Raw genomic sequence first — 23,360 nt, 5'->3', positions numbered from 1 at the left:
ACTAAACTAGCTTAACATCTAAGAGAAGAAAAAAGGTCCAATGGACCTTTTCAAAATGTTAAGTTACTATCGTAACTTTCTATCCACAACCTAAAAATGTCTCCCAGACATTTTTAGCCACCTAGATATGCTTTGCGGACTTCGTCAGAAGCGAGGAGTTCTTGACCGGTTCCGGACAGAACGATTTTACCTGTTTCAAGGACATAACCGCGGTCAGCGATAGAGAGAGCCTTGTTTGCATTTTGCTCAATCAAAAGAACTGTCGTTCCTTGTCGCTGAATATCTTGAATAATATCAAAGATTTCCTGGATAAAGATCGGCGCCAAGCCCATAGAAGGCTCATCCAAGAGCAAAAGCTTAGGTGTAGACATCAAAGCCCGTCCCATAGCCAGCATCTGCTGCTCACCACCTGAAAGGGTTGCAGCATCTTGGTTTTTACGCTCTTCCAAGCGTGGGAAACGAGAGAAGACCTTTTTGAGATTGGCTTGATTTTCTTCGCGATTTGTTTTGAGAAAGGCGCCCATTTCCAAATTCTCCAAAACGGTCAAACCTGGAAAGACATGACGGCCTTCTGGTACTTGCGAAAGTCCAGCTGCTACGATTTTTTGAGCAGGAACTTTTTGAATTTCATTGCCTACAAATTCAATTTTACCAGCACTTGGACGAACCAAGCCTGAAATAGTCCGGAGAATGGTCGTTTTCCCAGCGCCATTGGCACCAATCAGGGAAACGACTTCTCCTTCGTTTACTTCAAAGCTGACATCACGGACAGCCTGAATCATGCCATAATGGACAGAGAGATTCTCAACTTTAAGCATGGACATTAGGCTTCACCTCCTAGATAAGCTTCAATAACACGTTTGTCATTCTTGATTTCATCAGGTGTTCCGTGCGCAATCAAGCGGCCGTACTCCAGCACATAGATTCGCTCAGTGACTTCCATTACCAGACTCATGTCATGCTCAATCAGCATGATGGTAATGTTAAATTCGTTTTTAATCCGTCGAATCAATGCAGTCAGCTCTGCTGTCTCCTGAGGGTTCATCCCTGCAGCTGGCTCATCCAAGAAGAGGATCTTAGGCTCTGTTGCCAATGCCCGAACAATCTCCAAGCGACGCTGCTGACCATAAGCTAGGTTCTTAGCCAAGGTTTCTGCTTCCTTGTCCAAGTCAAAAATTTTTAGCAACTCCAAAGCCTGGTCTTTGAGTTCTTCTTCGTTTTTGTAGTAGACTGGCAGGCGGAAGAAGGAAGCCAACACATGAGCCTTATGATGATTACCAAAGGCAATCAAAACATTATCCAAAACACTAAGATCCTTAAAGAGCCGGATGTTCTGGAAGGTTCGCCCCAGACCTAAAGCAGCAATCTTGTAAGGAACCTTACCATTGAGCAAATGACCATCTAGTGTCACTGTTCCTTCACTCGGCTCATAAACGCCCGTTAAGAGATTGAAAAGAGTCGTTTTTCCTGCACCATTAGGGCCAATCAGACCAACCAGCTCGCCCTCGTTGAGTTCCAAGGTCACATCGCTGACAGCAGTCAGACCGCCAAAGTTTTTAGTTAGATTTTTTACATCAAGAAGTGCCATTATTCTTTGACCTCCTTATTCTTTTTGAAGAGCTTAGACAGACTGAGCTCCCAAGTTCCTAAAAGTCCGCCTGGACGGAAAATCATGACCAAGATCAAGGCCAAAGAATAGACAATCATCCGAATGCTGGATACATCCTGCAGCAGCATATTGAGAATACCCAATACTACTGCAGCTACAATGGTTCCAGTCATAGAACCTAGACCACCAAAAACGACAATAATCAAAATATTGATAGTGTTGGTAAAGGAATAGTCCTTAGGAACAACTGAACCAACGAAGCCAGCTTGAAGAGAGCCAGCAATAGAAGCCGTGATAGCTCCCAAGACAAAGGCTGTCACCTTGATTCTAGTAGTATTAACCCCAACAGACTCGGCAGCAATCTCATCCTCACGGACAGACAGAGTACTTCGGCCAATAGGACTGCGCAGGAAATTCAAGGTCAAAATAGTTGTGATAACAACAAAGACATAGACCATCTGCCAAGAAGTAAACGGCGGAATGGATAGGATACCAGCTGCGCCATTCGTCAAAGTACCGCCATTAATAATCAGAATCCGGATAATCTCTGAGACACCAAGAGTCGCAATCGCGAGATAGTCCCCTTTAAGACGTAGTGTTGGCAAACCAACTGCCAAAGCCACAATACCAGCAATGACAGCTCCCGCCAGCATAGCAATAAAGAAAGCTCCATAAGTTGGTGATTTAGAGCCAATAATTGCTACAGCGTAGGCACCTATAGCCATAAAGCCAGCATGCCCAAGAGAGAATTGACCCGAGAATCCGACGATGAGATTGAGCCCCACAGCCAAAATAATATTAATTCCGATTTGCTCTAAGATTTGAATGTAAAAAGCATTGAGAACACCGGCACTAACCAATACTGTCATCAGCAGGTAGCCGATTAAGACAAGGCCAAGCCAGAAAATATTTACCTTTAAATTCTTTTTCATACCTTACACCTTCTCTTTCACATTTTTGCCAAGGATACCAGCTGGACGGATCAGAAGAATGACAATCAAAATCGCATAGACAATGGCATCGCGGAAATCAGATAATCCAAGCGCTGTCGCAAAAGTTTCCAAAAGACCAATAACAAAGCCACCAAGCGCTGCACCAGGAATGATTCCAATACCACCTAGAACGGCTGCTACAAAGGACTTAATACCTGGAGTCATCCCCATCAGAGGCTCCAATGAATTATAGTAAAGAGCAATTAGAACACCTGCGGCTCCTGCAAGAGCTGAACCCAAAGCAAAGGTGAAACTGATCGTGCGATTGACATTGATTCCCATGAGCTGAGCAGCATCACTATCTACGGATACAGCTCGCATAGCCTTACCCATCTTTGTCTTCTGCACGATAAACTGCAGAGCCACCATGAGGAAAATCGAAATTCCCAAAATCAGCAGCTGAATATTTGAGATAGAAATCGGCCCCAAGTTAAAGCGTACTGTTTTAATAACCTGCGGGAAGGAACGGGTATTGGCACCGACAAAGAAAATCATGCCATACTCGAGAAGAAAAGAGACCCCAATGGCTGTAATCAAAGCCGCAATCCGAGTCGAATTTCGCAGAGGACGATAGGCTAAAAACTCAATAATCACACCGAGAATCGCTGTCCCAATCATCGCTAAAATGAGAGAAAGAAAGAAATTAAACTTCAGGATATTAATCAAGTAATAGCCCATAAAGGCACCAATCATATAGATATCGCCGTGGGCAAAGTTAATCAGCTTAATAATCCCATAAACCATGGTATAACCCAAAGCCAGAAGCGCATAAACACTACCCAGGATTAGACCGTTGACTAATTGTTGGAGCATTAGACACCACTCTTTCTATAATAAAATAAGGAATGGGAGAAAAATCAGCAGACTAGGTCGTGATTTTATCATCCCACTCCCAAAATACGAATAATAGTTGATTGAGAAACGAAGAAGAATAGATTATAAAACGATACTCTTTCAAATCCGCAGATTCATAAAGAAAGAAATCATCTACTAATTTGCTCAAGCAACTAGAAATAGAAAACAAGTCAAAGACTGGGATAGCCCCAGCCTCATAACTCTTATTCCGCTTTAACTGTTTCTACAGTATCTACTTGACCGTCTTTCAAGCCAATCATCAAAGCTGTTTTCACTGGATTGTGATCTTTATCAATAGTGATTGAACCAGTCACTCCATCGAAATCTTTAAGCTTAGCCAAGTTGTCTTTGATATCTACAGAAGTTTTAGCACCTTTGGCTGCTTCTGCTGCCATATAAACAGAGTCATATGCCAGAGCTGCAAACATAGATGGCTCTTCTTTGTACTTAGCTTTGTATGCTTCAACAAACTTCTTAGCTTTTTCTGACATTTCACCAGAAGTTGTAAAGCCAGATACATAGTAAACATTTGTAGCTGCAGCTGGAGTTGCTTGCTCAACGAACTTAGCATCACCAAAGCCATCAGGACCAACGATTGTTTGGTCAATGCCCAAACCACGCGCTTGATTGACAATTTTACCAGCTTCTGTATAGTAACCTGGAACAACCAGAGCATCAAATTCTTTGCCTTTAATCTTTGTCAAAGCAGCTTGGAAGTCAGTATCCTTGGATTGGAAAGTTTCTGTTGCTACAATCTCACCCTTGAACTCCTTCTTGAAGGCATCCGCCATTCCTTTAGCGTAGTCACTGGATTGATCATAGTAAAGAACAACTTTCTTAGCTTTCAAGTTGTCAGTGACATACTTAGAAATGATTTTACCTTGGTAGCTATCAATAAAGGTTGCACGGTAAAGATAATCTTGCTTGTTGGTCAGGTCATCCTGTGTCGCACTTGGTGTAATGATTGGTACACCTGCTTTAGCAGCATTTGCAGTAGCTGAAGCTGTCGCTCCAGAAGTCGCAGGGCCAATGATTGCATTTACCTTGCTTTGGGTAACCAAGCTAGTGGTGATGGTAGATGCTTCAGCAGTTTCTGATTTGTTATCCTTATCAGTAACTTCAATCTTCTTACCATCCACACCGCCAGCAGCGTTGATTTCATCAACTGCCAACTGAGCACCATGTTGTTCAGCTGTACCGTAGGCTGCTACTTCACCTGATTCTTCAAAGTTAAAACCAAATTTAATCGTATCGCCAATTTCTGTACCAGTTGCTGTTGAGTTGTTGTTAGATACTTCTCCACAAGCTGCGAGAAGGGCCGCACTAGCAAAAGCTACTAAGGATAGTGCAAATTTTTTCTTCATTCGGAAATCTCCTTAAGTGATTTATTTGATGATATAGTAAGAATATATCGAATTATCTGACAATTGTCAACCCTTTATAAAAATTTTATCAAATGATAACGTTTTCTTGCTCTCTATACAGGCTTCCAACAAAGTTTTGATCTAGTTCTTTTATATGAGAAATCCGAACTTGCTTAACATAGCGCTCCTTGGGCAGATTCTCCTGTAAGTTCTGGGCTTCCTCTTGCTTGACATAGAGATGCAGATAGCGATGCTTCTTAGAATGATAAATAATATCCCCAAAGTTTGCCAGCTTTTTGGCATCTCGATTATAGTAAAGATAGACAATCAAGCCCACCCTTTCTTCTCTTTCTATCATAAAGCTCCTTTCCGGTCCATGTACTTCTTAGATGATTATAGCAAAGATAGGGCAAAAAAACTAGCCCTCAAAAGCTTTATAGTCAGCTTAAAACACCTGAACTTGCTAGCTTGTCAGATTCAAAGCAGCAAAAAAGGAGCCGCTTTTTGGCTCCTCCTATGTTAGCTTAAATTGCTATTTTCCATGATTTCGTCAATAAAGCCGTATTCCAAGGTTTCCTGAGCACTCATCCAGTAATCACGTTCTGCATCCTTGTGGATTTGCTCAACGGACTTGCCAGAGTTTTCAGCCAAGATTTTTTCCAAGGTATTCCGAGTTCTAAGCAAGTGCTCAGCTACAATGGCCATATCTGTTTGCTGAGTACCACTTCCAGCTCCGCCCATTGGCTGGTGAATCAGATATTCTGCATTTGGCAGCATGAAACGTTTGCCTTTGGCACCACTGGAAGCAATGACCGTTCCCATGCTGGCAGCTACACCCATAACAATGGTCTGAACATCAGACTTAATGAAGTTCATAGTATCCACAATAGCCAGACCTGCTGAAACAGATCCACCCGGCGTATTTACATAGAGATAAATATCTTTAGTATTGTCCTGTGCATCCAAGAAAAGGAGCTGGGCAATGACTGAATTAGCCATATTATCCTCTACTGGACCAGTCAGCATGATAATCCGATCTTTTAATAGCCGAGAATAAATATCATAGGAGCGCTCCCCTCGGCTGGTTTGTTCAATAACTACAGGAATCATAGTTTTCTCTCTTTCTCTTTTTAAAATTTTCTATCAAACTAGGGAATAGAATTTCAAATTACGGAACTATTATATCCTTTTGGTCAAAAAAGGTCAAATAGAAACTTTTACTTGGTACCGAAAAGACGATCTCCTGCATCTCCCAGTCCTGGTACGATATAACCATGATCATTGAGATGGTCATCCAGAGCAGCTGTGAAAATATCAACATCTGGATGAGCTTCCTGCAAGGCTTTTACTCCTTCAGGCGCAGAAACCAAGCAGACAAATGTAATGTGGCTAGCACCACGTTTCTTGAGAGAATCCACCGCCAAGATCGCAGAACCACCCGTTGCCAACATTGGATCCACCACAAAAATGTGACGCTGGTCAATATCTTCTGGCAACTTGACTAGGTATTCAACCGGCTTCAAGGTTTCCTCATCACGGTACATTCCGATATGGCCGACCTTAGCTGCTGGAACCAAGCTCAGAAGTCCATCCACCATGCCAATACCAGCTCGCAAGATTGGAACAATAGCCAATTTTTTCCCTGCAATCTGCTTTTGAATGGTTTTCGTAATCGGTGTTTCAATTTCTACATCTTCAAGTGGTAAATCGCGCAAAACTTCATATCCCATGAGCATTGCGATTTCATCTACTAATTCACGAAATGCCTTGGTAGAGGTATCTGTACGACGCAATATAGACAATTTATGCTGAATAAGCGGATGAGCAATAACTTCAAGTTTTCCCATGATTGGATTTCCTTCTTTCAATTTATTCTTCTTATTATATCAAAAAAAGAGTGAAAAGGCTTGCCATAAGCAAGCCTTTTCAAGGATTTTCTGCACTTTACTTCCGTAGACTATAACACATAATATAAAGGTATTTGAGAAATAAATCAAAAAAATTTTTGATTTATTTTGGCAATACCTCTGCAATACGGGAGCAGATTTCTTCAACCATCGTCTCTGGAGCAGCAACATTTAAGCGGGCATGACATTTGCCTTCTTGGCCAAAATCACTTCCTCGATTCAGGACGACCTTTGCCTCTTCTCGCAGCAGCTGGAAGAGCTGGTCATCTGTCAGGCCATAATCTGAAAAGTCCAGCCAAATCAGATAAGTCCCTTGAGGCTTCATGACCCGTACGCGAGGTGCTTCCTTGGCAAAATAATCAACGACAAAATTCACATTTTTCTCAAGAACTTCCTTAAGCTCCATCAACCAAGACCAACCGTAACGATAGGCTGCTTCTGTCGTTAAAAAACCAAGGCTAGGAATTTCATGCTGGTTGTTGGCCAACTGGCGCTTTTTAAATCGTTGCCGCAAGCTAGGATTCTCAATCACAGCATAGGAATTTTTAGTTCCAGCAATATTAAAGGTCTTAGTCGCACTGGCTAAAATCAAGCTAAAGTCCTTAAAGTCAGGCGAGACAGTATTGAAAGACTGGTGCTCATGTCCAAACAGGGTCAAATCTTGGTGAATTTCGTCTGAGACCAAGAGGACGCCGTATTTTTGGCAGAGGCGGCCAATTTTCTCTAACACTTCCCGTTCCCAAACTCGACCTCCGGGATTGTGCGGATTGCAAAGAACATAAATCTTGACGTCATTATCTGCAATGTCCCGCTCTAGCTGCTCAAAATCAATCTGAAAAAGGCCGTCCTGCTCTAGCAAAGAATTGGTAATAAGCTGACGATTATTGAGCTTGACACTGCGGGCAAAAGGCGGGTAAACAGGAGTGTTGATGAGAATGGCATCGCCTTCCTCGCTAAAGGCTTGGATAGCCGTCGAAATAGCAGGAACAACCCCTTCAATAAATACCAAGGCTTCCCGATCAAAGGTATAGTCGTGCTCATCCCTCTCCCAATCTAGAACGGCATTGATCAGCTCCTCACTAGCATAGGTATAGCCATAGACTAACTGATTAGCATAGTCATGAACGGCTTGCTGAATTTCAGGCAGGACTTCAAAATCCATATCTGCAATCCAGGCTGGCAGGACTTCCTTGTCCTTCTCCACTTCTTTCCATTTATAAGTATGATGCCCTACACGACAGGGGGCTTTTTCAAAATTATATCTTCCCATATTATTCATTCTCCAAGGCTGCGCGTAAATCGTCTACCAAATCTCGACTATCCTCAATTCCAATTGACAGGCGCAGCAAATCATCAGTTAAGCCATAAGAATGACGCACCTCCACCGGAATGTCTGCGTGAGTCTGGGTCGTCGGATAGGTAATCAGACTCTCTACTCCACCCAAACTTTCCGCAAAGGTAAAGACTTTCAGGCTATTTAAGAGATGAGGAATCTTCCCTTCGTCCACAACTTTAAAGGAAATCATACCACCTTTGCCGGGATAGAGAACCTCTTTTACCGCAGGAGATGTCTTCAGAAAAGCGACTACTTCTTGTGCATTCTGAGTAGAACGCTCCATGCGGAGAGCCAATGTCTTGAGGCCGCGCAAAAGCAGATAGCTGTCAAAAGGAGACAGAACTGGCCCAGTTGTATTGAGATTATAGAAAAGCTTGTCATAGATAGCAGCGTCATTGGTCATGATAGCTCCAGCCAAGACATCATTGTGCCCGCCTAGATACTTGGTCGCAGAGTGTAGAACAATATCTGCTCCATCCTCCAGTGGTCTTTGATAAATGGGACTGTAGAAGGTATTGTCCACAATGACAGCTGCCCCTCTCTCATGAGCTGCTTTGGAAATGCGGGCAATGTCAAACTCCACCATAAGAGGATTGGTTGGTGTCTCTATATAGACAATATCTATATCTTCTGTCAATTTGTTCAGAAGCTCTTCTTCCGTATTGGCATAGGTAAAGGCAAAGCGCCCCTCTGCTTCAGCCTGAGCAAACCAGCGGAAAGAGCCGCCATAGAGATCCCGAACAGCCAAAACCTTGCTGCCGACTGGAAAAGCACTAAAGGCCAGCACAATAGCCGACATACCAGAGCTAGTCGCTAGGGCATAATTTGCACTTTCGATAGCAGCCAGAGTTTCTTCCAAGCTAACCCGCGTTGGATTCTTGGTCCGAGTATAGTCATAACCTGTTGACTGGCCAAACTCAGGGTGCTGGTAGGTCGTTGAAAAATGCAGGGGTGTTGTTAAGGCACCAGTTGCTTCATCTGTTTTAACCCCAGCCTGAGCCAGTAATGTATTTAATTTTACGTCCTTACTCATATTAACCTTCCAATCCTTCGCTAATATTTCACCCTCTATTGTAACATCTTTTGAAAACATTTATCTTTTTTCTTTTCAAGAGCTAGCTATAGTTTGAAACTATAATGTTGATGTTTTAAAAAAACAAAGCTAAAAATTAAAAAGCCTAGCGGCTTTTTAATAGATATGAAAACGTCGGCGCAGACTGGCTGCTTTCGAACCGATAAAGCGATCCATAAGGCGAACTTTGAGCGCCAGACCGCCATAAATAACGAGGCCAATGCCGCCAATTAGGGCTATATAGACAAAGCTGGAAATCCGTCCGCTAGGATGGAAGAAGAGTCCAATGAGCAGTTCTGCTACCAAGACAAAGATGGTCATCAGAACCGTCAGAATCACTGACAGGAGACTCCGTTTAAAGAGGTTCTTAGGATTCAGACCAGTTACCTTGCGAATTTCCTGATACATGAGCAAGATTGGGATAATCAAGCCAACTGTCGTCGCAAGAAGAGGTCCATAAGCTTTGAAAATATAAATCAATGGCACTTGCAGCACCAGCTTGACTCCTACTCCATAGAGGAAGTAAATAATAGCTTTTCGATTTTGGAAGAGGGCCTGAATCATCGGAGCCAACACCGTATATAGACTGAGGATGATGGTCTGCAGCATAGCAAAGATGAAAAGTCCCAGTGCTAAGCCATCTGGCTTGCCATAGAAGACAGTATACAGAGGTTCCGCTACCAAAACAGCACCAATGGTTGCTGGCAGGATAAAGAAAATCAGCATGCTGAGATTATCCTGCACTAAGCGGGCAGCCGAGCGGAAATCACCTTTGACATAGTTCTCCGTCAAGAGAGGAATCCCGACACCACCGATAGAGGTTGCCACTGCAATTAAAATCATGGTGACTTTATTAGGATTGGCTGAGAAATAGGCAAACTGAACCAAGAGCTCGGACTTGCTGTACTTGCTGATCCAACCCATGACATGGATAAAGGTAGCTTGGTCAATAATTTGAAAAAGCTGAATGGCAGAGCCTGTGATAATGAAAGGAATGGCTTCTCGGATAGTATCCCAAAGGAGGGCACGGCCATTAATCTCTGTAGCATTAACAGGCTTATGAAGGATGGAAGTCAGCATCCCTGTTTTCCAGAGATAGAAGGCTAAGACAGCCATGCTGGCCAACATACCAATAAAAGCTGCAAATGTTGACTGGGTAACCGCTTCTACATAGTTGCCAGAACCAATTTTCATGATGAAAAAGGCTGTCAGCAGCATCCAGATAACCCGAATGACCTGCTCCGCAATCTGACTGATGGCATAAGGCTTGAGATTGTTAAAACCTTGGAAAAAGCCTCGGATAACGCTCATCGATGGGAAAATCAAAACAGCCCAGGACAGACTCTGCATAACAGGCACCAAGTCTGAGCCACCACCTGACATGGAAGCGAAAACTGGTGAGAGCAGGTACATGATGACCGCAAAGACAGCTCCTAAAAGCAGCATAAACTTGAGAAACTCTCGGATGAGAGTGAAACTGTGCTCTTCCTTGTCAATGGTATTGTACTTAGCTACCTGCTTGGCCACTGCCACTGGCACGCCGGCTGTCGAAATCAGTAAAAACCAGGCATAGATATTGTAGCCCATAGTAAAAAGGCCGTTGGCCTCGGCGCCGTGCTTGCCCATCCAAATATACCAAGGAATGATATAAATGGCACCCAGAAGACGACTGATAAAATTGCTGGCAGTTAACCAGGCAGTTCCCCGCAGCATCTGCTGCTGCTGGCTTGTTGTTTCTTGGCTCATAGAAAACCTCTTCTATTTATTCTTCTTTTATTATAAACTTTTCCTTGCCTCTTGTAAAACCCAGCCATAAGGTTTACAATAGATTTATGATTAAAATTGAAACCGTATTAGATATTTTAAAAAAAGACCATAATTTTCGTGATATTGTTAAAGACGGAGATTACTTCTTCTCCTACAGCGGCTTAACTTTCGATAGTATCAGCTATGACAGCAGGGAAGTGGATGCCTCTACCCTCTTTTTTGTCAAGGGTGAGGCTTTTAAGAAAGAATTTCTAGAAAAAGCCGTCACAGCTGGCCTGCGCTTTTATATCAGCGAGACAGACTTTCAAGTGGGCATTCCGGTCCTCTTGGTCAACGATGTCAAGCAGGCCATGAGTCTCTTAGCCATGGAATTTTACGGCCATCCTGAGAAAAAGCTCAAACTGCTGGCCTTTACTGGCACCAAGGGCAAGACAACTACAGCTTATTTTGCCTATCAGATCCTTTCCCAAAGTCATCGGCCTGCCCTGCTCTCGACTATGAATACCACTTTGGATGGCGAGACCTTCTTCAAGTCAACTCTGACAACACCAGAGAGTCTGGATCTCATCAAAATGATGGCTCAAGCCCTTGCAAATGATCGGACTCATCTCATCATGGAAGTTTCCAGTCAGGCTTATCTCAAGAAAAGGGTCTATGGCCTAACTTTTGATGTGGGTGTCTTTCTTAATATCAGCCCCGACCATATCGGTCCTATCGAGCATCCAACCTTTGAAGATTACTTCTACAATAAGCGGCTCTTGATGGACAATAGCCGAGCAGTTATCGTGAATAGCGACATGGACCATTTCCAAATCGTGAAAGATCAAGTCACTTCTATGGAACACGATTTCTATGGAGCAGACTCTAGCAATACCATCATAGATTCTCAGGCTTTCAGCTTTGAAGCTGCTGGTAAATTAGCTGGCCACTACGATATCCAGCTCATCGGCAGCTTCAATCAGGAAAATGCAGTAGCGGCTGGTCTTGCCTGTCTGCGTCTGGGTGCTAGCCTCGAAGACATCAAAAAAGGAATTGCCGCAACCCGAGTCCCAGGCCGTATGGAAGTTCTGACTCAGAAAAACGGCGCCAAGGTCTTCGTTGACTATGCTCACAACGGCGTCAGCCTAAGCAACCTACTGTCTGTGGTACAGGAACACCAGAAGGGCAAGATTATTCTCCTCTTGGGTGCTACCGGAAACAAGGGTGAAAGTCGCCGCAAAGACTTCGGTCTCCTACTCAATCAGCATCCTGAGTTGACCCTTATCTTAACTGCGGACGACCCCAACTATGAAGATCCTCTAGCCATTGCGGAGGAAATCGCATCCTACATCTCCTATCCAGTGGAAAAAATAGCCGACCGAGAAGAAGCCATCAAAAAAGCTCTCAGTCTAACTGAGCGAGAGGGAGATGCCGTCATTCTGGCCGGTAAAGGAGCGGATGCTTACCAGATCGTAGAAGGAGAAAAAGTAGCCTATCCAGGAGACTATGCCCTAGCAGAAAAGTATTTATAAGAAAAAAGGCGAGTATATCGCCTTTTTATTGTTGTTTTGTAAAAGTTACCGCCATTTAATCAGAACGTACATCAAGCTGGAGCCAAACATATCCGCCAAGGCGTGCATGAGAAAGAAAGGCAGGAGGTTCTTGACCTTGTACTTGTAAAGGAAATAGTAAAAGAGACCGTATACCACTCCGATAACCAAAGCCCACAGCATGCCCTGATAGGTATGGAAAGAAATCCGAATGATAGTAGAGTAGGCCAGCGCCCACCACTTATACTTATCCTTAACAGAGGTCATAAGCCCCAGAAAGAAGAATTCCTCATAGAAGCCATTGAGAAGTCCGTAGAGAATAGCCATAGGTGACAGTTCAGCAAATTTCCTAAAAATTTCTAGCAAGTCCACATAAGACCAGAGAGTTGGATCAAAGTAATTGTACTCGCCGCTCAGTGTCGTCACAATGTCACCAAAGAACCCTACCGCTACAAAAATAAGAGGAGTCCAAAGGAGAACCGACCAGCTCATACGGATGGGAAGCTGCTTAAAGTCAAAGCGCCGAAGCAATAGATAAAGAATGGACAAGACCAGCATCAGTAGCTGAAAATTGAAGTTGCTAGAAAAAGCCGCTCCTTCGCTGGCTGTATTTGTCACCGTTTCAGTAGCTCCTGTGCTGGCGGTTGGCGCAAAGCTAGCTAGATAAAGCTCCGTTGAGCGGTAAATAAACTGCCCAAACATAAGCAGGGTAATCACAGCAATATCAAACCACTTCAGCTCTTTCAAAGGCTTAGAGGGGCGTAAGTGCATCAATAGTTTCATCATCCTTCCTTTCACCACCTGTAAATTCATATCACCATTGCAGGTTCTTTTTTATATTTCTATCTTAGCGTGAAAAGCTTAAATTTTTATTATTTACAAATTTATAAAACTTTTTTATTGCTGTTTACTGCTACCTGTTTCGTTTTTCATTTACAAACAGAAGGTGAAAAAAGATTTCATCTCTACTTGGAAAGGAAAAAAGAGAGTTAAATTTTAACTCTCTTCTCACTATTCTTATTTATCCAAGCTGTTTTTGATACCTTCAACGGCACCTTCTACAGCTTCTTTAGCATCTTCAGCAACTTCTTTGGCTTTGGCAACTGTTTTTTCTACAAAGCCTTCTGCCTCTGTCTTGTTATCGCCTGTAACTTTGCCCACGCCTTCTTTAACAGCGCCTTTAGCTTGATCAAATTTATTTTCTAGTGACATAATTTTGCCTCCATTCTTTTTTACGGTTTCTGATACCGTTTACAGTAGTATAAGTTTTTTCTTTTCAAAGGTCAAATATTCTGCTCATTCTATGGGAAGATCAGTCTAGCTGGAAAGTCAATCTCTCCTTATCAAAGCTGGCCTGCAACTCATACTTGCCTACTTCGTTTTGTCGAATATAACCTAAGATTACTAGGCTATCGACAAAAATGTCGCGCCGCTTCTGCATGAGCTCATCCTTGCGGACATACTTGAGGAGAAAAGTCGTCATATACTTGAGTGCATATTCGGGATTGACATCGCCCAAGACAGCATAGAGGGGCTTTTGTGCCTCAGACAGCGGAAAGTGGCGCTGCATCTTGTAAAAATAATTAGCCAAGGTCAGCTTATCCCGCTGAAAATCTGTCTCTTCCATCAAGAGCGCCGCATTAGTCTGATTGGAAAGCTGGGTTTCAAAGCGTAGCTCCAACAGCTCCTGATAGAGGGGACTGTCATCACGGATAAAGACTTCCTGATCCAAACGCAAATCCTCCAAACTTTCCACAAGAGGCAGAGTCAGGTAATATCGCTTGTTTTCCCGCCGAATGAAGCCTGCCTTGATATACTCTTCTATCGAACGGTCAATATTAGCCACGCCCTCAAACTCTCTCTTAATCTCCCGTAGAATCACTGCCTCATGCTGATCCAAATAATCAATCAGCTCCTGAAAAAAAGGCTGGCGCGTCAAGCGGCTGGGATTGATGATTTTAATCATGGAGTTCTCCTTTATAGATTAGTTTGCTTGACTGAGCCAACTGGCTAGGATTCGTCCCAGGCTGATTTAAGGGCACATCTAAGCCTAATTCTCGATAATACTCCTGCCAAAAATCAGAAATCAGATTTCCCTCATCGCCAAACTGCATGGGAATCGTATCAAAAACCGGCAAAATTTCCGCAATATACTCCGAACAGTAAAAACCTTCGGACTGCGGATAAAAGCTGAAATTATATGGCTTTCCTAGATGCAATTTGGCCCTTTTAAAGACAGCATCTGCATCAATAGCTGGATAGCGATATACGTCATAAACATCCTCATCCTGCAAAAAATCAGACAAATCTTGATTGACAACACCATTCTCATGGGTTGCATGATAAATCTCACCATTAAAAAAGATGGCCACATGACTATATGAACCAGTTGCTGCTCGGATGGCTGCTGCAATTTCTGAAGATCTGACTGTAAAAATCAAATCTCCGTCTTGTAAATCTTGAATCTTCATTTCTCTCGCCTATCAAAAAAGGAGCCGAGACCCCTTTTTAAGTATGAGGGGAATAGCCCTCATCTAGTAACTTATTTCCTCAAATGAGCTCTTTAAGCATTAAAACTTTCTGTCAGTTGAGGCACCACTTGCTTCTTACGAGAAACAGCACCTGCAAGGAAAGCATGGTTATTTTCAAGAACAAAGTTGAAGGCTGCTTCGACCTTATCCATATTGCTTCCGATAGCCAAAATCTCTGAGTCGGAGTTGATAATATCTGTAATCATCAAGACAAAGTCAGAGTAGCCATTATCAGCGATTGCTTTTTCAATAGCCGCTTCGATTTCTGCTTGACGCTCCAAGACTTCAGCAATATCAACTGTGTTGACCTGTGCCACACGGACATTGTTTCCATTCAGCTCAAATGTTTTCGCATCGATGTCAATCAATTCTTCTGCAGACTTGCTAGCCAAGTTTGTACCTGCCTTAAGCATTGCCAAACCATACTCTTCCAAGTTGACACCAGCCAGCTCAGCCAATTCTGGTGCAATGACCTCGTCAGTCGGATGAGTTGTTGGCGACTTGAGCAAGAGAGTATCAGAAATCAAACCAGACAGCATCAATCCTGCAATTTCTTTTGGAACTGCTACACCGTGCTCCTTGAACATACGATAAACAATAGAGGAAGCTGAACCAACTGGCTCCAATCGCATGTAAAGTGGACTAGCTGTTTCAAAGTTAGCAACACGGTGGTGGTCCACCACGCCATAAACTTCAACTTCAGCAATATCCGCCACAGACTGCTGGAATTCATTGTGGTCTGTCAGGATGACTTGCTCAGCCCCTTCTGCCTTGGCAGATGTAATCACGCGCGGTGCAGCCACGCCAAAGTAATCTAAAACAAAGGCTGTTTCTTCATTAGGCTCACCCAGAGCAACAGCTTCTGTATCCAAGCCATAAGCTTCGCGAGCCAAGTAAGCAAAAGCGTAAGATGAACCGATAGCATCTGAATCAGGATTTTGGTGACCGAAAACTAAAATTTTAGACATGATAAACCTCTTCTTTTATATAAACTTATTGCATTTATTTTACCACAATTACAGGCATTTCACAAAAGCAGAAGGGCATTTTCTTAAGAAAAATGGACTGGTCAGCCCACCAGCCCATTTATCCATACTCATAATAGATTAGCTATTATGCACCCGATTCATATACTCTGTATAGGATTCAGTCTGCATAAGTTCCTTGGCATTCTTAACTCGATCAGCTGTTGGAGGCTTAACACCTTCCAGCTTGTAAGGGATGCCTAGCTCCCGCCATTTGAATTCTCCCATGGTATGGTAAGGTAGAATTTCAAACTTATCAACATTCTTCAGTGTCTTAACAAACTTACCCAGCTCAATCAGGTCATCATCACGGTCGGTCAATCCTGGCACCAAGACATGGCGGATCCAGACTGGTTTTCCAATATCAGACAAGTACTTGGCACAGGCCAAGATATTCTTGTTGGTTTGGCTGGTCACGATTTTGTGCTGTTCTTCGTTAATTTCCTTGATATCTAGCAGGACAAGGTCGGTAACTGCCATGAGTTTGTCAAATTTTTTCAGATAGCGAGGCGTATTTCTGAATGGCAGGGCACAGGTATCCAAAGTACAGTGGATGCCCAGCTCTTTAGCCTTGGTAAAGAAGGCGATCAGAAAATCAATCTGCAGCAAGGCTTCTCCTCCGCTGACGGTGATGCCGCCTTTATTGCCCCAGAAGCCCTTATAACGGAGAGCTTCTTGCAAGACATCGTCCACGGTCCGCAGCTGAGATTTGTTGGTCTCCATCTCCCATGTGTCCGGATTATGGCAATACTGGCAGCGCATGTGGCAACCCTGCAAAAAAACAATAAAACGGATACCCGGTCCATCAACAGCTCCAAAACTTTCGGTGGAGTGGACCATGCCCGTTACCTTTCCATAATCAACTGCTTCTTCAATTTTCTCTTCAACCATAGCGCAACCTCTTAACTCTGAAAACGTTTTATAACTAACTACATTATAACATGATTAAAGCAAAAATAGACTTAATTTGCCTATTTTTTAGAAAACAAACTGTTTTTCAGTTTCATTTTCAGTGTTTTACAACAGATGAAATTTTAGGGCGAAAGCGGGAACAGACTTGCTCTTAGATGCTGGCAAATAAAAAATCAGGGTAGGTTCTTTAGTCCACCCTGATTTCACTTTTTAAATTGATTTTAGTTAATTTCTGCTTCTCTTTTTGAGAGTAAAAGCAAACATCAACAGGGCCAATCCCAAGACTGCCCAGCTACTGCTATTTTGGCCGGTCTGCGGGAGTCCCTTCTTCTTGCTGCTAGCTGTCTGACCTTGTCCAGTTTGATTGGACGATGGGGGATTGGTCTGAGACGGAGCTCCTTGTTCTGATGCTACAGAAGATTGTCCAGTTGATTGAGACGGCTGGGAGCTGTCAGATGTTGAAGCTGCAACATCCTTAGAAAAGTCCAGCTGCACCACTACTGGATCATGGTCTGAAGCTCTGCCATGTTCCTCCATGAAAGAGGCATTGATATGGACAGGGGCAAAGACTGCCTTGCCTGCCAGGTTCTTCGAAATGAAAATGTTGTCCAAACTTTGGTTGCTGCCGCGGTAGAAGTAGGAATAACGGTCAGCCGCATCATGCTCCTGCATGAGATTAATCAGTTCATTACCCGCCAATGCTTTAGCCGTTTCGGAAAATTCAAAGTCATTGAAATCACCAGTCAGCACAAACTTAAGGTTAGGATTTTGTCTCAGTCCTTCCTGAACAAAGCTATTTAAAATTTTAGCCTGCTCTATCCGAGCAGCCTGCGTATGCTGAACTGCTGGTTGAGCGGAGCCATAAACAGCATCATCCCCAATCTTGGACTTCAAATGATTGGCGATAACAACGATATGCTGTCCCTTAAATTCAAACTCAGCTGCCAAGGATTTACGAACCTTAGTAAAGGCTGGATTTGTTGGAGCAATCCGGGCAGGATTCTTAACCAAATGGCCACCGGAGAAGCTAGCAGCTTCGTCACTCGTACCAGCTTCTCTTTCAACTAACTTCACCCGATTTGGATCGTAGAGAAAGGCCACGCGGATATTAGAGCCGGGCTTACCGCCATCTTGACCGTCAAGTGGGGCAACTTCGGTGTACTTGTAAGTTTTTCCGCCCAATTCTTTGATGCGGGCCGCTAGTTTCTCACCGCTTTTGACACCGCTGGTCGTTCCGTCATTAACGCTGCCATTCTCATCTTGAACCTCGATGAGCGTGATGATATCTGGACTATGGATTTCATTGATAAAGGAATTGGCGATTCTAGTCACTTTTTCCTCAGGTGTTTCACCTTTTTTAGCATTAGCAGAAAAATTCTCGATATTGTAGGAAGCAATAGTCAGTTTGTCCTCGCTTGGATAGATAGGAGAGACCTGTCTCTGCAAGCCACCGTCCACCAAATCAGGCAGCTGAGTCGGCTCCAACTTGTAAATCTTCCCACGATAGGTCACGACTCCGACCACATCACCATTGAAATAATCCTTGGCCTTGGCAATGAATTTATTGCCAACATAGACTGGAATGGTTGCTGTGTTTTGGGCGTTTGGACGAAGATTGAGGCCTCCGATATTGTTTAATGGTTGGGCTTGGTAGCCTTCAGGTAAGACATAAATGTCTCCACGGTACTGCGGACCTAAAACGCGGGGCATCTTCACCGTCGTCAACATTCCTTCCAAACTTTCCCAGTAGTCCAAAGCTTCACTTTGAGGCTGATAGTCATTAATATCGTTATCGACCGTATCCTGAGGCATATTAGCCACGATGTCTACTGGAGCAGGTAAGTCAGCTTTCCCTTCCTTGGTCACCTTGGAAGCGACAAGCATGGTGACTGTCAAACTACCACTGGGCTTGGTAAAGGGTTGCCCTTGGCGAACGCTGAGCTCTTCCATATAACCTTCTTTGACGCGACCTTCAAGACTAAGTTTGTCTCCAACATCGACTTTTTCTTTAGAAACAACATAAAGAGCATCAGAAGTCCTGCTGTTTCCATCAGGACTCACGTCTTGAACATAAAAACCATAGCGGTCTGTTTTTGTCACAACTACATTGGAAACTCGAACTTCCTTGTCCTCATAGGGAGAGGCTTGTGATTCTCCCTGAATGGTTCCCACATTGGGCACAACCTCTGGTCCGCTAGTCGCAGCTTGTGCTGCAGCAGGGGCTTGGTCTGCCTTTTCCACTGTCTCTGTAGAAGCTGGCCTTGACTCTCCCGATTCTGCAGATGGACTCTCCGCTTGACTGGCAACCGGCTCATCGCTTACAGTTGGATTCTCTGTAAGAGCTGCCGCATCTGAAGTCGACGAACTTACTGCTTCTTCTGCTCCGACCGGTCGGACAGAAAAAAGCAGGGACAGAAAAGCAGCTAGCAAGACCACTGTGGGAAAGAGCTGCTTGTAAGAAACTTGTTTTTTCATGAACTTCTCCTTTTCTGTATAAATGTATATTATCCTATTTAATTTTTATTATAAAGAAAAGAATCAAATTTTGCAAAGGCTTTCTTAAAATTCTGTATTAGTTTCTCTCTCTTCAGAGAAATACTTGTCTAGGCTGGCCCAACACATGAAAAAGAATCTGGAATTTTTCCCAGATTCTTTCGAGACTTTAGTTTTCTCCTACTAAGATAGCCAAGGTTTCGTATGGCTGCAGGGTCATCACATGGTCAACCTGATTCTTGCCGTAATTGGACAGGAGAACCTGACCATTTTGATAATCCGGCAGGATGTCCACAGTAATCGGATCAGCATAGAAGTTGTTAAGGACTAAAAGTTTTTGTCCTTGCCACTCCCGCTCAAAGGCATAGACCTGAGGACTATCCTCATAGGCTGGCTGATAACTGCCCTCTGCGATGATAGGTAGTTCCTTACGCAAGGCAATCAATTTCTGATAAAAGGTAAAGATCGGTCCCTTGATTTCATTTTCCACATTGATAAGAGGATAGGATTTGCCCACCTTCAGCCATGGAGTTCCTGTTGTAAAACCTGCATTGACTGAATCATCCCACTGCATAGGCGTCCGAGAATTATCACGAGATTTAGCCTTGATAATCCTGAAGGCTGCCTCTGGCGATTGACCTTCAGCAAGCAAACTCTGGTAAGCATTGAGAGACTCAACATCCACATAATCTTCCATGGATTCATAGTCAGGATCCACCATGCCAATCTCCTCACCCATGTAGATATAAGGCGTCCCGCGCGACAGATGAATACTGGCTGCCAACATAGTCGCCCCTTCATTGCGGAAATTTTCTACATCAACAAAGCGGTTGAGAGCTCGCGGCTGATCATGGTTGTTCCAGAAAAGGGCCGACCATCCTTCATGATTACTCATTTCCTTGCCCCAAGTATGGAAGAGGCGTTTTAACTCTTCAAAGTCAAAGGCCTTAAGCGTCCACTTCTGTCCAGCTTCATAGTCCACCTTGAGATGATGGAAATTAAAAGCCATGGATAGCTCCTGCCGGTCTGGTGCGGTGTAAAGGATACAGTTTTCAATCGTCGTAGCACTCATTTCGCCAACCGTCATAACGGAATCGTCCTGACCAAAGGTTGCTTCGTTCATCATACGCAGATAGTCATGGACGATAGGCTTATCGGTATAGGCTGGCTTGCCCTCCTGCTCTGGACAGTCCGTCAGCACCTCATCTTTTCCGATGACATTGATGACATCAAAGCGGAAGCCCTTGACTCCTTTATCTCGCCAAAAATTCACCACCTTGAAGAGCTCTTGACGAACATTGGGGTTGCGCCAGTTAAGATCAGCTTGAGTCACATCATAGAGATGCAGATAATATTTGCCCGTATCACCAAATGGCGCCCAGGCACTGCCGCCAAACTTGGACAGCCAGTCCGTTGGCTCATCCCGCAGGATAAAGAAGTCCTGATAGTAGGAATCCCCAGCCAGCGCCTTTTGGAACCACTCATGCTCAATCGAGCAATGATTGAGAACCATATCCAGCATAAAGTCAATACCATGCTGCTGACCAACCCTTACCATCTCTTCAAAATCTGCCATATCTCCAAAGATAGGGTCTACCGCAGTGTAATCAGAAATATCGTAACCATTATCCCTCTGTGGACTCGGATAGAATGGATTGAGCCAGATCATGTCCACTCCCAACTCTTTCAGATAGGGAAGTTTTTCAATAATCCCGCGAAAATCTCCTAAACCGTTACCAGTCGTGTCTTTAAAAGATTTTGGATAAATCTGGTAAACAACCTTTGTTTTATCAAGTGTCATATTTTCTCCTTTTTTGAGAAAAGGGACAGGTTTTAAAGCACCGTCCCTTTCTATTGTCATTTCATTTTTCTTTATAGTGGCTTAGCGTTCATCAACTGACTACCTCGCTCAACTGCCCGAGGAAGTTGTTCAAGCTCCTCCACCTGATAACTGTCTGAGTTTGTAATGATGACGGGTGTTTCCGTTACATAGCCCGCTTTCTTGATCATGTCTATATCAAAGGAAATGAGCTTGTCGCCAACCTTGACCTTATCTCCCTGAGACACATAACCTTCAAAGCCTTTGCCTTCCAGATTGACAGTGTCCATTCCGATATGCATCAGGATTTCAACCCCTTCATCTGACAAGATGCCAATTGCATGCTTGGTTGGGAAGAAGACTGTTACTCTACCATTGACTGGTGAAACCAACTCACCTTGGCTAGGAACAATGACAACTCCGCGCCCCATCAAACCTTGTGCAAAGACAGGATCCGTTGCCTGACTCAATTCTTTGACTTCTCCAGCCAGCGGACTGGTGATTGTTACAGGAGTCAATGAATCAGCTGCTTGCACCTCTGGAGATGACTCGGCTTTGGAAGTCCCAGCAAATTCTGCCTCTTCCTGAGCTGCAAATTCTGCCTGCAATTCTGGATCTTCCTCTGTCTTCGTTAAGAAGCCTATCTTGTGGAAAAAGAAAGTCAGGAACATTGGTACAAGAATTGCTACAAGCATAACTCCTGCAAATGGAATCATATATTTTGCTTGGATAGAAAGGATACCTGGTAAACCACCAATACCAATAGCATTTGCCGTTATATTAAAGGTTACAGAAAGCAGACCCGCAATAGACGAACCAATCATTCCCGCAACAAATGGATAAACGTACTTGACATTGACCCCGAAGAGAGCAGGCTCAGTAACACCAAGGTAAGCTGAAATGGTAGCAGGCAGGGAAATTTGCGCTTCCCGCTCATCATGGCGTTTCATAAGGTAATAAGCAAATACAGCTGAACCTTGAGCGATATTGGACAGAGCAATCATTGGCCAAAGACCAGTACCACCGGCATCAGCAACCAACTGAGTATCAATGGCATTGGTCATATGGTGAAGACCTGTGATAACAAATGGAGCATAAAGGGCACCAAATACTGCGCCAAAGAGCCATTTAACTGGACCAGTTAAACCTGCAAGTACAACTGTTGAAAGCCCCTGACCGATTGTCCAACCGATAGGACCCAAGACAGTATGAGCCAGAATCAGAGCTGGAATCAATGATAAGAATGGCACAAAAATCATAGACACTACTTCCGGAATATGTTTACGCCAAAAGATTTCCAGATAAGATAGAGATAAACCTGCTAAAAGGGCTGGAATAACCTGAGCTTGATAACCAACACGATTGACAGTGAAGAAACCGAAATCCCAAACCCAGTCCTTAGCGATTTCAGCTGCTGGTGTCGATGCTACTGAATAAGCATTGAGCAATTGTGGTGACACCAAACAGATTCCCAAGACAATCCCAAGAATTTGGCTAGTTCCCATTTTACGAGAAACAGACCAAGTGATTCCAACTGGCAGGAATTGGAAAATTGCTTCTCCCGGAAGCCACAAGAAATGGTTTATTCCAGACCAGAATTTGGATACCTCTGTGATTGTTTTCCCATCCAACATAGACCAATGCACGGCCTCAAGGACATTGCGGAAGCCAAGGATTAACCCTCCGACAATCAAAGCTGGAATAATCGGTGTGAAAATTTCTGCCAGAGTGGCCATAACCCGCTGAAGGGGATTTTGGTTGCTCTTAGCAGCAGACTTTGCTGCTTCTTTTGATACCCCCTCAATACCTGAAACAGCAGTGAAGTCATTGTAAAAGATTGGCACATCATTTCCAATGATAACTTGGAATTGCCCTGCATTTGTGAAAGTTCCCTTGACCACTGGGATTGCCTCAATAGCCTTGACATTGGCCTTTTTACCGTCGCCAAGTACAAAGCGCATCCGCGTTGCGCAGTGGCTAACTGCTGTGACATTCTCTTTGCCGCCGATTGCATCTAGCAGATCTTTGGCTTCCTTCTCAAATTTTCCCATTTGACTACTGGCTGAATGAGAATCCAGCACTCTCCTTATATTTTTTTACGAGTCGGTTTTTCAACACACTCCTACAAATTATTGTAATCGATTTCAAA

The 23,360-nt window shown here is 43.8% G+C and carries 21 protein-coding genes; 1 reads left to right on the top strand and 20 read right to left on the bottom strand.

Annotated elements, in window-relative coordinates; translation table 11 throughout:
* Window positions 1-113 precede the first annotated feature (113 nt).
* The 11 genes from ELZ47_RS03235 to ELZ47_RS03180 form a co-directional block, all read right to left on the bottom strand.
* Complete coding sequence (locus ELZ47_RS03235) at window positions 114-824, bottom strand: ABC transporter ATP-binding protein (RefSeq protein WP_002894681.1); 711 nt, start codon at window positions 822-824, stop codon at window positions 114-116.
* Window positions 824-1,588, bottom strand: a complete 765-nt coding sequence (locus tag ELZ47_RS03230) for an ABC transporter ATP-binding protein (RefSeq protein ID WP_125331162.1) — start codon at window positions 1,586-1,588, stop codon at window positions 824-826. The genes ELZ47_RS03235 and ELZ47_RS03230 overlap by 1 nt, the downstream gene beginning before the upstream one ends.
* Window positions 1,588-2,541 carry a branched-chain amino acid ABC transporter permease gene (locus ELZ47_RS03225; RefSeq protein ID WP_125331161.1) on the bottom strand — a complete coding sequence of 318 codons (954 nt, stop codon included), beginning with the start codon at window positions 2,539-2,541 and terminating at the stop codon, window positions 1,588-1,590. Before ELZ47_RS03225 ends, ELZ47_RS03230 begins: the two co-directional genes overlap by 1 nt.
* A 3-nt stretch (window positions 2,542-2,544) precedes the next feature.
* Window positions 2,545-3,414, bottom strand: coding sequence for a branched-chain amino acid ABC transporter permease (locus ELZ47_RS03220; RefSeq protein ID WP_125331160.1), 870 nt, complete (start codon window positions 3,412-3,414; stop codon window positions 2,545-2,547).
* A 245-nt stretch (window positions 3,415-3,659) separates the two neighbouring features.
* Window positions 3,660-4,820, bottom strand: coding sequence for an ABC transporter substrate-binding protein (locus tag ELZ47_RS03215; protein ID WP_002905096.1), 1,161 nt, complete (start codon window positions 4,818-4,820; stop codon window positions 3,660-3,662).
* 88 nt (window positions 4,821-4,908) lie between these two features.
* Window positions 4,909-5,178, bottom strand: coding sequence for a YlbG family protein (locus tag ELZ47_RS03210; RefSeq protein WP_002920616.1), 270 nt, complete (start codon window positions 5,176-5,178; stop codon window positions 4,909-4,911).
* Window positions 5,179-5,339: 161 nt separating this feature from the next.
* The gene (locus ELZ47_RS03205) at window positions 5,340-5,957 is read right to left on the bottom strand and encodes an ATP-dependent Clp protease proteolytic subunit (RefSeq protein WP_223313447.1); all 618 of its coding nucleotides are present in this window, start codon (window positions 5,955-5,957) and stop codon (window positions 5,340-5,342) included.
* An 80-nt stretch (window positions 5,958-6,037) separates the two neighbouring features.
* A complete protein-coding gene (gene upp, locus ELZ47_RS03200; RefSeq protein ID WP_126435243.1) occupies window positions 6,038-6,667 on the bottom strand; it encodes a uracil phosphoribosyltransferase in 630 nt (209 codons plus the stop codon).
* 163 nt (window positions 6,668-6,830) lie between these two features.
* Entirely contained in the window at window positions 6,831-7,997 is a 1,167-nt protein-coding gene (locus tag ELZ47_RS03190; RefSeq protein ID WP_125331156.1) for a MalY/PatB family protein, read from the bottom strand.
* 1 nt (window position 7,998) lies between these two features.
* A complete protein-coding gene (locus ELZ47_RS03185; RefSeq protein WP_164549544.1) occupies window positions 7,999-9,096 on the bottom strand; it encodes a cystathionine gamma-synthase in 1,098 nt (365 codons plus the stop codon).
* Window positions 9,097-9,252: 156 nt separating this feature from the next.
* A complete protein-coding gene (locus ELZ47_RS03180; protein WP_126435241.1) occupies window positions 9,253-10,881 on the bottom strand; it encodes a putative polysaccharide biosynthesis protein in 1,629 nt (542 codons plus the stop codon).
* Window positions 10,882-10,967: 86 nt separating this feature from the next.
* Between ELZ47_RS03180 and ELZ47_RS03175 the strand changes: the two genes are divergently transcribed.
* The gene (locus ELZ47_RS03175; protein ID WP_125331153.1) at window positions 10,968-12,413 is read left to right on the top strand and encodes a UDP-N-acetylmuramoyl-L-alanyl-D-glutamate--L-lysine ligase; all 1,446 of its coding nucleotides are present in this window, start codon (window positions 10,968-10,970) and stop codon (window positions 12,411-12,413) included.
* A gap of 45 nt (window positions 12,414-12,458) precedes the next feature.
* On the opposite strand, the gene ELZ47_RS03170 is transcribed toward ELZ47_RS03175, so the two are convergent.
* The 9 genes from ELZ47_RS03170 to treP form a co-directional block, all read right to left on the bottom strand.
* Window positions 12,459-13,214: a CPBP family intramembrane glutamic endopeptidase gene (locus ELZ47_RS03170; protein ID WP_164549629.1), complete on the bottom strand. Its 756-nt coding sequence runs from the start codon at window positions 13,212-13,214 to the stop codon at window positions 12,459-12,461.
* 234 nt (window positions 13,215-13,448) lie between these two features.
* Window positions 13,449-13,643, bottom strand: a complete 195-nt coding sequence (locus ELZ47_RS03165) for a CsbD family protein (protein ID WP_002894655.1) — start codon at window positions 13,641-13,643, stop codon at window positions 13,449-13,451.
* 100 nt (window positions 13,644-13,743) lie between these two features.
* Window positions 13,744-14,397: a DUF1803 domain-containing protein gene (locus tag ELZ47_RS03160; protein ID WP_126435240.1), complete on the bottom strand. Its 654-nt coding sequence runs from the start codon at window positions 14,395-14,397 to the stop codon at window positions 13,744-13,746.
* Window positions 14,390-14,902 carry a YiiX/YebB-like N1pC/P60 family cysteine hydrolase gene (locus tag ELZ47_RS03155; protein WP_126435239.1) on the bottom strand — a complete coding sequence of 171 codons (513 nt, stop codon included), beginning with the start codon at window positions 14,900-14,902 and terminating at the stop codon, window positions 14,390-14,392. Before ELZ47_RS03155 ends, ELZ47_RS03160 begins: the two co-directional genes overlap by 8 nt.
* 92 nt (window positions 14,903-14,994) lie before the next feature.
* Window positions 14,995-15,930, bottom strand: coding sequence for a manganese-dependent inorganic pyrophosphatase (locus tag ELZ47_RS03150; RefSeq protein ID WP_126435238.1), 936 nt, complete (start codon window positions 15,928-15,930; stop codon window positions 14,995-14,997).
* A gap of 138 nt (window positions 15,931-16,068) precedes the next feature.
* Complete coding sequence (gene pflA / locus ELZ47_RS03145) at window positions 16,069-16,878, bottom strand: pyruvate formate-lyase-activating protein (protein WP_002894645.1); 810 nt, start codon at window positions 16,876-16,878, stop codon at window positions 16,069-16,071.
* Between the two features lie 246 nt (window positions 16,879-17,124).
* Window positions 17,125-19,374 (bottom strand): endonuclease/exonuclease/phosphatase family protein, encoded by a 2,250-nt coding sequence (locus ELZ47_RS03140; protein ID WP_126435237.1) that lies wholly within the window; start codon window positions 19,372-19,374, stop codon window positions 17,125-17,127.
* A 187-nt stretch (window positions 19,375-19,561) separates the two neighbouring features.
* Window positions 19,562-21,193, bottom strand: a complete 1,632-nt coding sequence (gene treC, locus ELZ47_RS03135; RefSeq protein WP_164549543.1) for an alpha,alpha-phosphotrehalase — start codon at window positions 21,191-21,193, stop codon at window positions 19,562-19,564.
* A 71-nt stretch (window positions 21,194-21,264) separates the two neighbouring features.
* The gene (gene treP, locus ELZ47_RS03130; protein ID WP_125331146.1) at window positions 21,265-23,262 is read right to left on the bottom strand and encodes a PTS system trehalose-specific EIIBC component; all 1,998 of its coding nucleotides are present in this window, start codon (window positions 23,260-23,262) and stop codon (window positions 21,265-21,267) included.
* Between the last annotated feature and the right edge of the window lie 98 nt (window positions 23,263-23,360).

The sequence above is a fragment of the Streptococcus sanguinis genome, from assembly GCF_900635155.1.
Lineage (GTDB): Bacteria > Bacillota > Bacilli > Lactobacillales > Streptococcaceae > Streptococcus > Streptococcus sanguinis_G.
The sequence above is the reverse complement of the archived record's forward strand: the minus strand, read 5'-3'. Positions and strand labels throughout refer to the sequence as shown.

Bases quoted from the DNA above. Each gene is read 5' to 3' on its own strand.
- ELZ47_RS03235 (WP_002894681.1), bottom strand. From the start codon at position 824: ATGTCCATGCTTAAAGTTGAGAATCTCTCTGTCCATTATGGCATGATT.
- ELZ47_RS03230 (WP_125331162.1), bottom strand. From the start codon at position 1,588: ATGGCACTTCTTGATGTAAAAAATCTAACTAAAAACTTTGGCGGTCTG.
- ELZ47_RS03225 (WP_125331161.1), bottom strand. From the start codon at position 2,541: ATGAAAAAGAATTTAAAGGTAAATATTTTCTGGCTTGGCCTTGTCTTA.
- ELZ47_RS03220 (WP_125331160.1), bottom strand. From the start codon at position 3,414: ATGCTCCAACAATTAGTCAACGGTCTAATCCTGGGTAGTGTTTATGCG.
- ELZ47_RS03215 (WP_002905096.1), bottom strand. From the start codon at position 4,820: ATGAAGAAAAAATTTGCACTATCCTTAGTAGCTTTTGCTAGTGCGGCC.
- ELZ47_RS03210 (WP_002920616.1), bottom strand. From the start codon at position 5,178: ATGATAGAAAGAGAAGAAAGGGTGGGCTTGATTGTCTATCTTTACTAT.
- upp (WP_126435243.1), bottom strand. From the start codon at position 6,667: ATGGGAAAACTTGAAGTTATTGCTCATCCGCTTATTCAGCATAAATTG.
- ELZ47_RS03190 (WP_125331156.1), bottom strand. From the start codon at position 7,997: ATGGGAAGATATAATTTTGAAAAAGCCCCCTGTCGTGTAGGGCATCAT.
- ELZ47_RS03185 (WP_164549544.1), bottom strand. From the start codon at position 9,096: ATGAGTAAGGACGTAAAATTAAATACATTACTGGCTCAGGCTGGGGTT.
- ELZ47_RS03180 (WP_126435241.1), bottom strand. From the start codon at position 10,881: ATGAGCCAAGAAACAACAAGCCAGCAGCAGCAGATGCTGCGGGGAACT.
- ELZ47_RS03175 (WP_125331153.1), top strand. From the start codon at position 10,968: ATGATTAAAATTGAAACCGTATTAGATATTTTAAAAAAAGACCATAAT.
- ELZ47_RS03170 (WP_164549629.1), bottom strand. From the start codon at position 13,214: ATGAAACTATTGATGCACTTACGCCCCTCTAAGCCTTTGAAAGAGCTG.
- ELZ47_RS03165 (WP_002894655.1), bottom strand. From the start codon at position 13,643: ATGTCACTAGAAAATAAATTTGATCAAGCTAAAGGCGCTGTTAAAGAA.
- ELZ47_RS03160 (WP_126435240.1), bottom strand. From the start codon at position 14,397: ATGATTAAAATCATCAATCCCAGCCGCTTGACGCGCCAGCCTTTTTTT.
- ELZ47_RS03155 (WP_126435239.1), bottom strand. From the start codon at position 14,902: ATGAAGATTCAAGATTTACAAGACGGAGATTTGATTTTTACAGTCAGA.
- ELZ47_RS03150 (WP_126435238.1), bottom strand. From the start codon at position 15,930: ATGTCTAAAATTTTAGTTTTCGGTCACCAAAATCCTGATTCAGATGCT.
- pflA (WP_002894645.1), bottom strand. From the start codon at position 16,878: ATGGTTGAAGAGAAAATTGAAGAAGCAGTTGATTATGGAAAGGTAACG.
- ELZ47_RS03140 (WP_126435237.1), bottom strand. From the start codon at position 19,374: ATGAAAAAACAAGTTTCTTACAAGCAGCTCTTTCCCACAGTGGTCTTG.
- treC (WP_164549543.1), bottom strand. From the start codon at position 21,193: ATGACACTTGATAAAACAAAGGTTGTTTACCAGATTTATCCAAAATCT.
- treP (WP_125331146.1), bottom strand. From the start codon at position 23,262: ATGGGAAAATTTGAGAAGGAAGCCAAAGATCTGCTAGATGCAATCGGC.